This window comes from Neorhizobium sp. USDA 3394 (assembly GCF_056280385.1).
In genome coordinates, this window is the sequence record NZ_JBWCDU010000002.1 from 1,787,071 (window position 1) to 1,799,540 (window position 12,470).

Annotated in this window: 14 protein-coding genes; 8 read left to right on the top strand and 6 right to left on the bottom strand. The window is 63.0% G+C overall.

Features of this window, described 5'->3' with window-relative positions:
• Window positions 1-151 precede the first annotated feature (151 nt).
• Both ACZ9EJ_RS30015 and ACZ9EJ_RS30020 read left to right on the top strand, forming a co-directional pair.
• Window positions 152-385 (top strand): hypothetical protein, encoded by a 234-nt coding sequence (locus ACZ9EJ_RS30015; RefSeq protein ID WP_046629504.1) that lies wholly within the window; start codon window positions 152-154, stop codon window positions 383-385.
• A gap of 160 nt (window positions 386-545) precedes the next feature.
• Complete coding sequence (locus tag ACZ9EJ_RS30020) at window positions 546-1,103, top strand: isochorismatase family protein (protein ID WP_046629506.1); 558 nt, start codon at window positions 546-548, stop codon at window positions 1,101-1,103.
• Window positions 1,104-1,109: 6 nt separating this feature from the next.
• On the opposite strand, the gene ACZ9EJ_RS30025 is transcribed toward ACZ9EJ_RS30020, so the two are convergent.
• The 3 genes from ACZ9EJ_RS30025 to ACZ9EJ_RS30035 form a co-directional block, all read right to left on the bottom strand.
• Entirely contained in the window at window positions 1,110-2,687 is a 1,578-nt protein-coding gene (locus ACZ9EJ_RS30025) for an ABC-F family ATP-binding cassette domain-containing protein (protein WP_046629509.1), read from the bottom strand.
• A gap of 228 nt (window positions 2,688-2,915) precedes the next feature.
• Entirely contained in the window at window positions 2,916-4,151 is a 1,236-nt protein-coding gene (gene pepT / locus ACZ9EJ_RS30030; protein ID WP_046640046.1) for a peptidase T, read from the bottom strand.
• A gap of 327 nt (window positions 4,152-4,478) precedes the next feature.
• Window positions 4,479-5,324: an IclR family transcriptional regulator gene (locus ACZ9EJ_RS30035; protein WP_476100409.1), complete on the bottom strand. Its 846-nt coding sequence runs from the start codon at window positions 5,322-5,324 to the stop codon at window positions 4,479-4,481.
• A gap of 229 nt (window positions 5,325-5,553) precedes the next feature.
• Here ACZ9EJ_RS30035 and ACZ9EJ_RS30040 point away from each other — a divergent pair, with 229 nt between their 5' ends.
• Complete coding sequence (locus ACZ9EJ_RS30040; protein WP_476100411.1) at window positions 5,554-6,330, top strand: MFS transporter; 777 nt, start codon at window positions 5,554-5,556, stop codon at window positions 6,328-6,330.
• Between the two features lie 21 nt (window positions 6,331-6,351).
• Window positions 6,352-6,975 carry an MFS transporter gene (locus tag ACZ9EJ_RS30045; RefSeq protein WP_476100539.1) on the top strand — a complete coding sequence of 208 codons (624 nt, stop codon included), beginning with the start codon at window positions 6,352-6,354 and terminating at the stop codon, window positions 6,973-6,975.
• 224 nt (window positions 6,976-7,199) lie between these two features.
• On the opposite strand, the gene ACZ9EJ_RS30050 is transcribed toward ACZ9EJ_RS30045, so the two are convergent.
• Complete coding sequence (locus ACZ9EJ_RS30050) at window positions 7,200-7,403, bottom strand: hypothetical protein (RefSeq protein WP_046629517.1); 204 nt, start codon at window positions 7,401-7,403, stop codon at window positions 7,200-7,202.
• A 249-nt stretch (window positions 7,404-7,652) separates the two neighbouring features.
• Between ACZ9EJ_RS30050 and ACZ9EJ_RS30055 the strand changes: the two genes are divergently transcribed.
• The 4 genes from ACZ9EJ_RS30055 (at window position 7,653) to ACZ9EJ_RS30070 (ending at window position 11,905) form a co-directional block, all read left to right on the top strand.
• The gene (locus tag ACZ9EJ_RS30055) at window positions 7,653-8,108 is read left to right on the top strand and encodes a MarR family winged helix-turn-helix transcriptional regulator (protein ID WP_046629518.1); all 456 of its coding nucleotides are present in this window, start codon (window positions 7,653-7,655) and stop codon (window positions 8,106-8,108) included.
• Between the two features lie 154 nt (window positions 8,109-8,262).
• On the top strand, window positions 8,263-9,825 hold the full coding sequence (locus tag ACZ9EJ_RS30060; protein WP_046629785.1) for an MFS transporter: 1,563 nt from the start codon (window positions 8,263-8,265) through the stop codon (window positions 9,823-9,825).
• Between the two features lie 49 nt (window positions 9,826-9,874).
• Window positions 9,875-10,945 (top strand): HlyD family secretion protein, encoded by a 1,071-nt coding sequence (locus ACZ9EJ_RS30065; RefSeq protein ID WP_046640044.1) that lies wholly within the window; start codon window positions 9,875-9,877, stop codon window positions 10,943-10,945.
• A 153-nt stretch (window positions 10,946-11,098) separates the two neighbouring features.
• Window positions 11,099-11,905 carry a class I SAM-dependent methyltransferase gene (locus ACZ9EJ_RS30070; RefSeq protein WP_046629522.1) on the top strand — a complete coding sequence of 269 codons (807 nt, stop codon included), beginning with the start codon at window positions 11,099-11,101 and terminating at the stop codon, window positions 11,903-11,905.
• A gap of 79 nt (window positions 11,906-11,984) precedes the next feature.
• Here ACZ9EJ_RS30070 and ACZ9EJ_RS30075 read toward each other — a convergent pair whose 3' ends face one another.
• On the bottom strand, window positions 11,985-12,212 hold the full coding sequence (locus ACZ9EJ_RS30075; RefSeq protein ID WP_046629786.1) for a hypothetical protein: 228 nt from the start codon (window positions 12,210-12,212) through the stop codon (window positions 11,985-11,987).
• Window positions 12,213-12,222: 10 nt separating this feature from the next.
• Window positions 12,223-12,402: a hypothetical protein gene (locus ACZ9EJ_RS30080; RefSeq protein ID WP_046629525.1), complete on the bottom strand. Its 180-nt coding sequence runs from the start codon at window positions 12,400-12,402 to the stop codon at window positions 12,223-12,225.
• Window positions 12,403-12,470: the final 68 nt, after the last annotated feature.

Genomic DNA, 12,470 nt, shown 5'->3' on the forward strand with positions numbered 1-12,470 from the left:
TTTTCCGCTTTGATCGGTGCTCGCGAAGGGAGCCATCAGGCGGGGAACCAGTGGGCTGAAGGGCGGGCGTAGGACTTCAGTCCCATCCCCTTCGTGGAACCCCTTTCCTCGATCCGCGTTCAAATCGCGCAAAAGATTGAGGAAACACCCAATGAAAAACCTGCTTCTCGCATCGGCCCTGGCCATTTCTTCCATTCTCTCCGTGGCCGGCCCCTCCAACGCCGCGAGCGTCACCATCACCACCAATGAGCGTATCGCCCCGCGCCACACCGTCCGCGAAGTCTACCGTCCATATCGTCCCCGCCACCGTGATTGCATGGTCAAGAAGGTGAAGACCCGTTACCACGGCCGTGTCGTCGTCAAGACCACCCGCGTCTGCCGCTGATCGCCAGATCGCAAACGGGAGAGGGCGGCGCTCGGGCTGCCCTTTCCCGGCCGACCGGCCCGTTGACGCATGCCGTAACCGATCAGGCCCTGAGCGAAAAGATATGGATTGAAATCCGCAAGGAATCCGGCAATTTCTTGTCTTGAATGGAGGCCAACCCATGTCCAGCACTTCAGCGGGAAAAGCGCCGGTCATCGTCATCGACCTGCAGACAAACATGTTCGACGGCCTTGTCGAGCCGCCCCTGCACGAGGCGGATTTCCTGACCGAGCGTGCCCGAAAGGTCATCGACTGGGCACGGCGTGACGGCCGGGCGATCGCCTTCGTGCGCCATGACGGGCCGGACGGCGATCCGCTGGCGCCGGGAGAGCCGGGCTGGCCCGTCTGGCCGGCGCTCGGCCAGCGGGACGACGAGCCGACCTTCTCGAAGTCCGTCCGGGACTCCTTCAGCAATCCGCAACTCGGCGCATGGGTCGAGAGCCAGGGTGCGCCGGAAGTAGTGATCCTCGGTGCGCAGACGGATTTCTGCGTCGCCGGCACGGTGCAGGGCGCGATCGCGGCCGGGCTGAAGGTGACGGTCGTTTCCGACGCCCACAGCACGCTCGACCAGCCGCAGGAGAGCGCCGCTGCCATCATCCGCCGCTACAATGCCCAGTTCGCCGAGGCCGGTGCCAAACTGGTGACGACCGAGGTGCTTACCGGCTCGCCGGCGGCTTGACCGGCCCTAGCCCAGGTCCAGCCGGCGGGTGATGCCGATCGTCTCAAGAAACACCTCGTCATGGCTGACGACCAGCAGCGCGCCGTCATAGGCGCGCAATCCGGCCTCAACCGCGGCGATGGAATCGATATCCAGATGGTTGGTCGGCTCGTCGAGAATGAGCAGCGACGGTGGCTCCGGCCCGCCGAGAACGCAGGCAAGCCCCGCCCGCAGCATCTGCCCGCCTGACAAGGTGCCGACCACCTGCAGCGCGGCATCGGCGCGGAACATGAAGCGGGCGAGCGCCGCACGGCCGGCATTTTCGTCCGCCTGCGGATTGAGACGCCGGAAATTGTCGCGAATCGAGAGCGCCGGATCGAGCAGGCTCACCCGCTGATCGAGCATGGCGGATTTGGCCGGCACCCGCACCGTGCCCGAGAAGGGCGCCAGGCTGCCCGAAATCAGCGACAGCAGCGTCGTCTTTCCCGAACCGTTCGGCCCGGTGACGGCGATGCGTTCCGGTCCGGTGATCTCGAGGGAAAAGTCGCGCAGGACCGGGTGTTCAACGTCATAACCGGCGGTGACATTGTCAATCCGGAGTACGACCCGGCTTGCCGGCAGGCCGGTCGGCGGCAGCGCCACGGAGAGCGGTTGCAGGATCTCGATCTTTTCCCGCGCGGCGGAGATGTCGTCGGCCGCCCGGGTTCGCAGCCGCTCGGCAAGCCGGGCATTGTCGCCGCTGGTGTTTTCCGCCCTCCGCTTCATGCCGCCGGCGACGATGCGCGGCATGTCGCCCCGCGCGGCCTTCTTCTTGCCGGTGCTATCCTTGCGCGCCTTGCGCTCCGTGGTTTCCTGCGCCGCGCGGTTGACCTCCGCCATCCGCTTTTCGGCGTCAGCGAGATCGTGTTCGACGGCCGCCAGTTCCAACGCCTTGCGCTCCCGGTAGCGGCCCCAGTTGCCGCCATAACGGGTGGCACCGAGCGAAGTCAGTTCGACGACCGCATCGACGGTTTCGAGCAGTCCACGGTCGTGGCTGACGATAATCGCACCACCCCGCCAGCCGGACAGCAGATCGATCACCGTTTGGCGGCCCTCGCGGTCGAGATTGTTGGTAGGTTCGTCGAGGATCAGGAAAGCCGGCCCGGCGAAGATCAGTGCTGCGAGCCCCGCACGGGTGCGCTGGCCACCTGACAGGGTTTCGAGCGGCGTGCGCGCATCCGCATCGAGGCCTGCCCGGGCCAGCGCCGCGGCCATGCGCGCCTCCAGCATCCAGTCAGCATTGGCAAGCTCCTCGGCGGAGGCCTCACCCGCCTCGGCTCGGGCAAGGGCCGCCAATGCATCGCTCGTGCCAAAAAGGTCGGCGATCGTCTCCCCGGTCGCGACCAGCACGCTCTGGCGCAGCACGCCGAGGCTGCCGGACACGGAGACCGTGCCGGATGCGGGCGTCAGTTCGCCAGCGATCAGCTTCAAAAGCGTCGTCTTGCCGACGCCGTTGCGCCCGACAAGGCCAGCGCGTTCGGGCCCGAAGCTGAGGTTCAGATTGGAAAAGAGTGGCCGGCCGTCAGGCGTGGACCACGAAAGGTTTGCAAGCGTAATGGAAGGCATGGATCGATTCCCGAATGGCAAGGCAAAGCGGCGTTGCGTTTCGGTTGAGGTCCATGATCCACCATCCTGTTGGTGCTGCAGATGGCGGTTTTTTAGGCGGAAAATGCGGCGCGTTCAAGACTGGCAGGGAGACGGCTGGCGGGGTAGTGCGAGGGGCCCTTGTCTGTTGACCGGGGGGCAACAGGAGATGCCTCGTGGGCCTTAAAGCACACCATCTGGAAAGAGCGGTTACGCCCGCTCCTCCCACAGTTTCGCAAGCTCGATCACCGTCTTCACCGCCAGTTCCATGTCCTGGCTGCTGACGAATTCCAGTGGCGAATGGAAGGCGTGGCCGCCGGCGAAGAGGTTGGCGCAGGGCAGGCCCATGAAGGAGAGGCGCGAACCATCCGTACCGCCGCGAATGCTGCCGCGCACCGGTGTCATGCCGGCCCGGCTGATCGCCTCGACCGCGTAATCGACGATGCCCGGGTGCTGGTCGAGCACCACCTTCATGTTGCGGTACTGTTCCTTGACCGTGAACGTGTAGCTTGAGCCGGGATAGTCGGCGATCACCTGCCTGGTGATGTCTTCGAGCAGGGTCTCCTTGGCCTTCAGGCCCTCCTCGGTGAAATCGCGGATGATGAAGGAGAGGTGCGCCTTTTCCATCACCCCGGAAATGCCGGTCGGATGGATGAAGCCGTCGCGGCCCTTGGTAGTCTCGGGCGTCATGTCCTTCGGCAGTTTGGCGACGATGCCGCCGGCGATCTTGATGGCGTTTTCCATCTTGCCGAAGGCAAAACCCGGATGCATGGCGACACCCTTGATGGCGATCTCCACCGCATCGGCTGAAAACGTCTCGTCCTCGATCGTGCCGGCGGTCTCGCCGTCCAGAGTATAGCCGAAATCGGCGCCGAGCTTCTTTAAGTCCACCTTGTCGACGCCGCGGCCGATCTCCTCGTCGGTGGTGAAGAGAATGCGGATCGCGCCGTGCTTGACGTCCGGGTTGTTGATGAAGAATTCGGCCGCCGACATGATCTCGGCAATGCCGGCCTTGTCGTCGGCGCCCAGAAGTGTCGTGCCGTCGGAGGTGACGATGTCGTTGCCGATCTGGTCCTTCAGCACCGGATGTTCGGACACCCGGATCGCCTGGTTCCGGTCGCCGACAAGCTGGATATCGCCGCCCTGATAGTTCCTGACGATCTGCGGTTTGACGTTGGTGCCGGAGAAATCGGGTGCCGTGTCCATATGGGCACAGAAGCAGATGACCGGCACGTTGTTCTTCGATGTGGTCGCCGGGATCGTCCCGTAGATATAGCCGTGCTCGTCGAGATGGGCGTCGGTGATGCCGATCGCCAGCATTTCCTCCACCAGCAATCGCCCGAGATCCTTCTGCTTCATTGTCGAAGGCTGGGTCGGCGACATGGCGTCCGACTGGGTGTCGATGACAACATAACGGAGAAAACGATCGGTAACGCTGTCGGCCATGGCTCTCAAATCCAGAATTGTAAAACGGAACAACGGAGTTGTAGCGGGAGGATCTGGGCGCGTGAAGCCCTTACCGTGGCAACATGGCAGGCTGAACAGGTGTCGTGGTAGATCGCCGCTCCACCTTCATGCGCATCGCTCGCCGGGATAGGCTGCGGTTTCTGCGCCAGGCCGCCTTTGGTGCTCTTGAGATAAGTGGCGATCGCCTTGATCTCCTCGTAAGACGTGCGCCGACGTGATCGAACCGAACGGTTCGATTATTGAACTGGAGCAGGTCCGACCCGCGGCAACCCTTCTGGAACATTCAATCGTCACTGCTGCCGCACCTCAGGAATCGCCGGCACCGAGCGAGCCGCGATGCCCTAGCCGGGCCGAGATTGCCCGCGCCGCGACAAGCAGCGGTTCGGCAAAACCGTTGAGATTCTTCAGCGACAGGCGCTGGACGGGACCGGCGATGGCGACCGCGCCGACCACCTCCGACTGGGCGTCATGGATGGGTGCGGCGATGGCGCGCATGCCCAGTTCGTTCTCCTCGTCTTCCATCGCGTAGCCAAGGCGCCGGATATTGCCGAGCAGTTTCTGCAGCTTGTCGGGTTCGGTGACGGTTTTGGGGGTTCGGAGCGGCAGGGTCGCCCCGACAAGGGCAGCGACGCGGTCTTCCGGCTGGAAGGCGAGGACGGCACGGCCGGCGGCCGTCGAATGATAGGGCGCGCGCATGCCGATTTCCGCATTGATGCGCACCGCCTGCCGGGACGGCTGGACGCGGACATACATGATCTCCGGCCCGGCCGGTACCGCAAGCAGCACCGTCTCGCCCGTTTCCTGCCTCAGGTCGATCAGCAGCGTGCGCGCTTCGGTGGAAAGATCCATACGGTTGCGCACCAGCGATCCCAGCCCGAAAAGCCCCAGCCCCAGCCGATAACGGCCGGTCTCGCTGTTCTGTTCGAGGAAGTCCTCGGCCATCAGCGTCACTACCAGGCGATGGACAGTGCTCTTGGCGATGCCGAGACGGCGGGCAAGCTCGGTGACGCCGATTTCCGCATCATCGCCCTCGAAGGCCTTGAGGATGCGGATCGCCATGGAGACCGAGGAAAGGCGGCCCTTCCGGTCCTCGTCCTGTCTGCCCGTGATCTCGATGTCACCCATGGTCTTCATGTCAGTTGTCGCTCCCATGACAATCTGCCGCCGGGCATCGGCTGACACACGCTCGCACACGGCGATTGCAAAAGCGTCGTTGACAGCCCGACAGCCAAGGGATTATCCTATGGATGGACCGGCGTTCCATATAGAAGAACACATGACGACGACCGAAGCAAGCGGAAACATCATTGGTGGCTGCGCGGTTTGGTGGCCTGCCAGGAACCGGGCTTACGAAACAACGGCTTGAACCGAAAGACTACCATTGGACACCCGCAAGACCGTGCCGTTGATCGTCGCATCGGCGCTCATCATGCAACAGATCGATTCGACGGCGATCGCCACGGCTCTGCCGACGATTGCCGACGCACTTGGCGAGCCGCCGCTTGCGCTGCATTCGGCGATCACCGTCTACGTCCTTTCGCTGGGTGTCTTCCTGCCCCTGAGCGGCTGGCTTGCGGACCGCTTCGGCGCCCGGCGCGTGTTCTGTTCGGCAATCGCGCTGTTCACCCTTGCCTCGCTGCTCTGCGCCGCCTCGACCACCCTCACCATGCTGATCGCAGCGCGCGCGTTGCAGGGCTTCGGCGGCGCGCTGATGCTGCCGACGGCACGGCTGATCCTGGTGCGCTCCGTGCCGCGCGAGGAACTGGTGTCCGCCATGGTGCTGATGAGCATGCCGGCCGTGGTCGGCCCGGCGATCGGGCCGCTGCTTGGCGGTTTCATCACCGGAATCAGCTCGTGGCACTGGATTTTCTGGATCAACCTGCCGGTCGGCATCGTCGCAATCATCCTGACGCTTGCGCTGATCGAGAAAATCCCGCCGACGGAGCGTACTTCGTTTGATTTCCCCGGCTTCATCCTCACCGGCGGCGGCATCGGCGCGGTCATCTTCGGGTTCGATTCCTTCGCCCGCGGCATGAGTTCCAGCGCATTGGTCCTGGTTGCGGGCGGTGTCGCTCTGCTCGCCCTCTACATCCGCCATGCACGCAAAACGCCGAATGCCATCCTTGACCTGAAGCTCTTCCGTTATCCCACATTCTGATCGAGCGTCACCGGCGGTTCGCTGTTCCGGATCAGCATGGGTGCCCTGCCCTTCATGCTGCCGCTGCTGATGCAGGAGGTTTTCGGCTATACGCCGCTGCAATCGGGCGCCATCACCTTCGTGTCGACGATCGGCGCCTTCGGCATGCGAACCATGACGAGGCGCATCCTGCGCCGTTTCGGTTTCCGCAGCGTGCTCTTCTGGAACGCACTGATTGCCAGCGCCTCGATGGCGCTGCTTGCCACTTTCACGCCCGCCACGGCGCCGGTGGTCATGGTGGTCATCATTCTGCTCGGTGGCTTCTTCCGCGCCTTGCAGTTCACGTCGCTGAACACGCTGACATTCGCGGAGACCGAAGACCCCGAGATGAGCCACGCGACGTCGCTGTCGCAGATGGCGCAGCGCATCGCCCAGAGTACCGGCGTCGCGATGTCTGCAATGCTGTTACACTATTTCTCCGGCGGCGCCGAAACGCTCACCAACTTCGCCTTCGCGATGTCCTTCATCATCATCGCGATCATTTCCGCATCTTCGTGCTTCTCCTTCTTCCGCCTGTCGGAGACGGCCGGCGACGTGCTCGCGGGCCGCAAGAAGGAGGCGAAGGAGGAAAGAATAGCGGCCGATCAGGCCGACGCGGCGGAGTAACGATGGGGCCGCTTATGGGGCATGGCCCATGAAAGCTCGCCGACATTGGCCGGCGAGCCCTCCATGGCTGCAACCCGGTGTGTGATCGGCTGCAGCCACGTGAGCAGGCGCGCGTGAGCGAGCTCCCGGCCGGGTCCCGACATGGATCATGATCAACGACCGCCTGAGGCCGGCTCACGGCTACGAAATTGCTTTCGCTCCTCGGTCAGCCCGGTTTCAGGTGACTATTGGATCAGCGAGGCGGCGTTGCGTGTCGTTGGAGCTTTGGTAGGTTTTGCATCGACCGGGACGATATCGACGACCTCCGAAAGCAGGAACTGCTTTGGAGAGCCACAGATGGTGGCGTAGACGATCCGGTCTAATATTTTCAGGCTTTCGGACACGAAGGTCCGTTGGTCGCCATTGTCGAGCACCGATACAACGTACATGTTGATCCCATAGAGGTTAGGCGCGCAGGTCATTCGCGCATCATCATTTCTAGCCAACCATGGTTAATGGGAGGTTAATCCCGCACCGCCGTGCCTGCCGCAGGATGTCGGCGGGTTCAAGCGTCAGCACCCACCTCTCTTTGTCATCGCCTCCAAACCCGCGCGAAGCGACCGCCAGCCCTTGAAACGAATTAGTTCGTGCGCTAAGTAAAGCGTGAGAAAACTTAGCATACTAATATTAAGCTCACGATGAAAAATGATCCGATCGCATCCGAATTCTTCGAGGCCCTGACCAAGGTCAGCCGCAAGATCCGCACGGCCTTCAACCAGCAGGTCACGGCGCATGGGCTGACCTATCCGCGCGCCCGCGCCCTGTTTCGCCTCGCCAGAAAGCAGAACATGACGCAGAGCGAACTGGCCTGCGAACTTGAACTCGAACAGGCGACCATGGTGCGTCTCCTGGATCGGATGGAGGAGAACGGCCTGATCGAACGCCGGCCGGACCCAAACGATCGCCGTGTCAAGCTTCTGTTTCTAACGGCCCACGGAGAGGAACAGGCAAGCCTCGTCAGCTCGATTGCCGACCGCATACGCGAGCAGATCTTTCAGGACATCGACGCCGACCAGGTACAGGTCGCAATGGCGCTGTTCGAGCGGATCACGGCCAATATCGGCGAGATGGAGGACATCAATGTCCCCGCGTGAGGCAGCAGCAAGGCAAGACCAAGCAGCGATCATAAGAGCGGATTTCCGCCGACACGCGGAGCCGGCCGAAACCGTCGGACCGAGGCCCCAACCGCCCGCCGCTTCCTCCGGGCCTGCCGCAATCGCGCCGCCTGCCTTCGCACCCAAGTCGCCGATGATGATCGCAGCCTATATGCTGGCCGGCACGCTGATCGCGTTGACGCAGGGGCTCGGCATGAGCTTCATCTCCACCAACCTGCAGCAGATCGCCGGTCCGATGGATCTCACCCAGACGGAAGCCACCTGGCTGATGGCAGCCTATCTCTTCCCGAATGCCAGCCTGACGCTGCTGCTCTTCAAGGTGCGTGCCCAGTACGGCCTCCGCAGCTTCGCGGAGGTGGCGATTGTCGTCTACGTGCTGGTGTGCCTGGCGCATTTCGGGTCGGACAGCTACGAGAGCGCCCTGGCGTTGCGCTTCTTTGCAGGCGTTGCCGCAGCGCCGATGACCTCACTCGGCTTCCTCTATATTCTCGAACCGGTCTCCCCGGCAAAGAAGATGAGCATCGGCCTCTGCGCTGCTCTGACGGCGCTCGCCCTCCCCTCGCCGGTGACCGGGATCATTTCACCCTATCTGCTCGATATCGGTGACTATCATGCGCTCTATCTGGTCGAGTTGGGGCTCGCCATGGTCTCGCTCGGTCTTGTCTACCTGCTGCCGCTCGCCTCGCCGCCGCGCGCGAAAGTCATCAGCAGCCTCGATGTTGTCAGCTATATCTTCCTCGCCATCGCCCTCGGCTGCTTTGCTGTCGTACTGACCGTCGGTCGGCTCTACTGGTGGACGGCGGTCGACTGGCTGGCCTGGATGATCATCACCGGCATCGCGGCCTCGGCAATCTTCGCGGCAATCGAGCTCAACAGAAAGAACCACCTGGTCGACATTCGCTGGCTTACCTCGCGCGAAATCCTGCACTTTGCCGGCGCGCTGATGGTGTCCCGTCTGCTGTTTTCCGAACAGACCAGTGGCGCGGTCAACTTTCTGCGCAATGCCGGCATGCTGAACGAGCAGATGGCTGGGCTTTACTGGGTCATCCTCGCGGGCGCCGTGGTTTCCGGCATCAGCTGCGCCATGATCATGAAGCCCGCCCGCGCCTCGGCGATCCACGCCGTCTCGCTGCTGCTGGTGGCGGCCGGCAGCTATATGGACAGCCAGTCGACCATTCTGACCCGGCCGGAGCAGATGTATCTCAGCCAATTCCTGGTGAGTTTCGCGAGCGGCCTCTTCCTGCCGCCAGCGCTGATGATCGGATTGGGTGCCGCGATGAAACGCGGACCGAGCTACATCCTCTCCTTCATCGTCGTTTTCCTCGCCACCCAGAAGATCGGCGGTTATCTCGGCAGCGCGTTCTACGGCACCTTCGTGCAATGGCGCGAGCAGTTCCACTCCTTCCGGTTGGTCTCCGAACTCGCCTCCACCGACCCGCTCGTCGCAGCCCGCCTGAAACAGCTTGGCGGCGCCTATGGCAGGGTGCTGACCGACCCGAACCAGCAGGTTTTGCAGGGTGCCGCCCTCTTCACCAGGCAGGTGCAGCAGCAGGCCTATGCGCTCGCCTATGACGACGCCTTCCTGCTGACCGCCTGGGCGTCGCTCGCGGCCCTCGCCTTGCTTCTCCTCCACGTCGCCTGGCGCAACCGACACCGGCTTTCGTCAATCCGGGCCGCCATGCCCGCCGCGGCCTGACGCTCGATCACATCCCAAGAAGAAATAAAGAACCAGAAACGAAACTGCCATGTCCAAGATCTTCCGCTTCATCGCCACCTATGTCGCACTTGCCATCGGCGCTGCCGGCATTGTCGTCGTGCTCTACGCCTGGAACCTGCCGCCCTTCCACGGCTCGGTCGAGACCACCAACGACGCCTATGTGCGCGGCCAGGTGACCATCCTCAGTCCCCAGCTTGCCGGTTACCTCACCGAAGTGCCGGTGCAGGATTATCAGAGGGTGAGCCAGGGCGACCTGATCGCCAGGATCGACGACCGCATCTACGCCCAGAAGCTCGAACAGGCGAAAGCGGCACTGGCGACGGCAGAAGCTTCGCTCTCCAATTCCGAACAGAGCCGCAAGTCGGCCGAAGCCAAGATCCAGTCCGCCAAGGCGGCTGTCGAAAGCGCCAATGCCGCCTTCGACGCGGCCAGAACCGCCTATGACCGCACCCAGGGCCTGCTCGAAAAGAACATCGCCACCCAGAGCGACGCGGAAAAGACCCGCGCCACCTTCAACCAGGCCCAGGCAGCAGTGCATCAGGCGGAGGCCGCCGAACTGGTCGCCGAACAGGATCTCAATACGATCGTCGTCGCCCGCAAGTCACTCGAAGCCAATGTCGAAAGCGCCAAAGCGGCGGTAAAGCTTGCCGAGATCGACCTTGCCAATACCCGCATCACCGCGCCGCAGGATGGCACGCTCGGCGAGGTCGCGGGCCGCGTCGGACAGTATGTATCTGTCGGCACCCAGATCGGCTCGATCGTGCCCACGCATGTCTGGGTGGTCGCCAATTTCAAGGAAACCCAACTCGGCGGCATGGCGGCCGGCCAGAAGGTGTCCTTCACCGTCGATGCCCTGGGGCATGAAAAATTCACCGGCCGGATCGAGCGTTTCGCCCCGGCCACGGGTTCGGAATTTTCGGTCATCAAGGCCGACAACGCTACCGGCAACTTCACCAAGGTTGCCCAGCGCATTCCGGTTCGGATCGCCATCGAGCCGCAACAGAGGCTGACCGAAAGGCTCGTCCCTGGCATGTCGGTGGTCGCAAGCGTAGACCTCGCCCAGGGCGGCGCGGCTCTAGCCGAGGCCAAGCTCGACTGATCGCCGGCAGGTGATTGAGAATCCGAACATTACCGACATTCCGATGCTGCTCGGCACCGACGACGCCATCCTCTACTCGCGTAGCCTGTTTTGCCGTCTTGGCAACCGGCGGAACCAGGGATAGCCTCCATCCCGAAAGCTTGGGAGGGCGTCATGACATCGAGTTTCAATGTTCGCAAAGCCGCCGGTTATGAGCAACTCATGGGGCGCTGGAGCCAGAGGCTGGCACCTCAGCTGATCGATTTCGCCGGTCTTCAAGATGGGGAGAAGGTTCTCGACGTCGGCTGCGGCACGGGAAGCCTGACATTCGCACTGCCGAAGGCAGCCAATCTTTCCGAGATCGCGGCGATCGACTATTCGCCCGTCTTCGTCGAAGAGGCGATCCGTCGCAACACCGATCCGAGGATCAGGATCAGCCAGGCGGATGCCTGCGCGCTGCCGTTTGAGGACGGATATTTCGACCGGGCGATGGCGCTTCTCGTCCTGCATTTCGTGCCGGAAGCGGACAAGGCCCTCGCCGAAATGCGGCGCGTGGTGCGGCCGGGCGGGGTGGTGGCTGCAACCGTCTGGGATCATCTCGGCGGCATGCCCGCCATGCGGATGATGTGGGACACGGTTTCGATGCTGGACGACAATGCCCGGCAGATGCGAAGCCACCATTTCTTCCAGCCGATGATGCAGCCGGGCGAGATGAAGGACAGCTTCCTGCGCCGAGGTCTCATCGACGTGGCGGAAGTCTCGCTGATGATCCGGATGGATTTTCAGTCCTTCGACGACTACTGGGCGCCGATCGCCGCCGGCGAAGGACCGCTAGGCAAATATGTTGACTCGCTCGAACCGGCGCTTCGGGCGAAAACCGACGCCGCGGTCAGGGCCGCCTACGAGGCCGGCAAACCGGACGGGCCGCGATCGTTCGTCTCCGTCGCCTGGGCCTGCCGGGGAGTGGTTCCCCCCGCCTGATCTTGTTGATAGCGCAAACACAAAGCCCTCCCGGCATTTTACCGGAAGGGCGTTTTTTCATTTCGTCCCATGCGACGGATCAATGCGTTGAACGCGCCTGTCCGCCCTTCTTCTTCGCATCATGGGTATGGTGGCTGTCGCGTTCGCCGCCGCCGCCGGAGACCCGGCTCCTGGAGCGCCGGTCGTCGTCGGCCGGCGGCTTCTTCACCTCGAGCGGCACGCCCTTTCTCACATCGGGGGCATTTTCATGGGACGCGCCCGGCCCGCCCTGGCGGATGCTTGCGGCTGTCTTCTGCGATGTCGACATCATGAACTCCCTATCGGTCCTGCTGATAACCCTGATGGGTCGTGTTGACCTTGGTATTGCCTTGCTGACCCTGCTTGCCGGGATCGTTCGCCTGGGGTTTGCCGCGCTTGATGTCGGCCGCATGGGTCTGCTCCCCGGAGCCCTTGTGGCTCAGGTTTTGCGGAGGCGTCGGGGGAAGTCTGCTGCTCATCAAGGTCTCCTTTTCTTTTGGTTTCCCACTGGTCGAACCCGCAGCGGGTCCCGATGTTCCGTCTGACG

Excerpts from the sequence above, each read along its gene's own strand:
- ACZ9EJ_RS30015 (WP_046629504.1), top strand. The coding sequence starts at position 152 with ATGAAAAACCTGCTTCTCGCATCGGCCCTGGCCATTTCTTCCATTCTC.
- ACZ9EJ_RS30020 (WP_046629506.1), top strand. The coding sequence starts at position 546 with ATGTCCAGCACTTCAGCGGGAAAAGCGCCGGTCATCGTCATCGACCTG.
- ACZ9EJ_RS30025 (WP_046629509.1), bottom strand. The coding sequence starts at position 2,687 with ATGCCTTCCATTACGCTTGCAAACCTTTCGTGGTCCACGCCTGACGGC.
- pepT (WP_046640046.1), bottom strand. The coding sequence starts at position 4,151 with ATGGCCGACAGCGTTACCGATCGTTTTCTCCGTTATGTTGTCATCGAC.
- ACZ9EJ_RS30035 (WP_476100409.1), bottom strand. The coding sequence starts at position 5,324 with ATGGGAGCGACAACTGACATGAAGACCATGGGTGACATCGAGATCACG.
- ACZ9EJ_RS30050 (WP_046629517.1), bottom strand. The coding sequence starts at position 7,403 with ATGTACGTTGTATCGGTGCTCGACAATGGCGACCAACGGACCTTCGTG.
- ACZ9EJ_RS30055 (WP_046629518.1), top strand. The coding sequence starts at position 7,653 with ATGAAAAATGATCCGATCGCATCCGAATTCTTCGAGGCCCTGACCAAG.
- ACZ9EJ_RS30060 (WP_046629785.1), top strand. The coding sequence starts at position 8,263 with ATGATGATCGCAGCCTATATGCTGGCCGGCACGCTGATCGCGTTGACG.
- ACZ9EJ_RS30065 (WP_046640044.1), top strand. The coding sequence starts at position 9,875 with ATGTCCAAGATCTTCCGCTTCATCGCCACCTATGTCGCACTTGCCATC.
- ACZ9EJ_RS30070 (WP_046629522.1), top strand. The coding sequence starts at position 11,099 with ATGACATCGAGTTTCAATGTTCGCAAAGCCGCCGGTTATGAGCAACTC.
- ACZ9EJ_RS30075 (WP_046629786.1), bottom strand. The coding sequence starts at position 12,212 with ATGTCGACATCGCAGAAGACAGCCGCAAGCATCCGCCAGGGCGGGCCG.
- ACZ9EJ_RS30080 (WP_046629525.1), bottom strand. The coding sequence starts at position 12,402 with ATGAGCAGCAGACTTCCCCCGACGCCTCCGCAAAACCTGAGCCACAAG.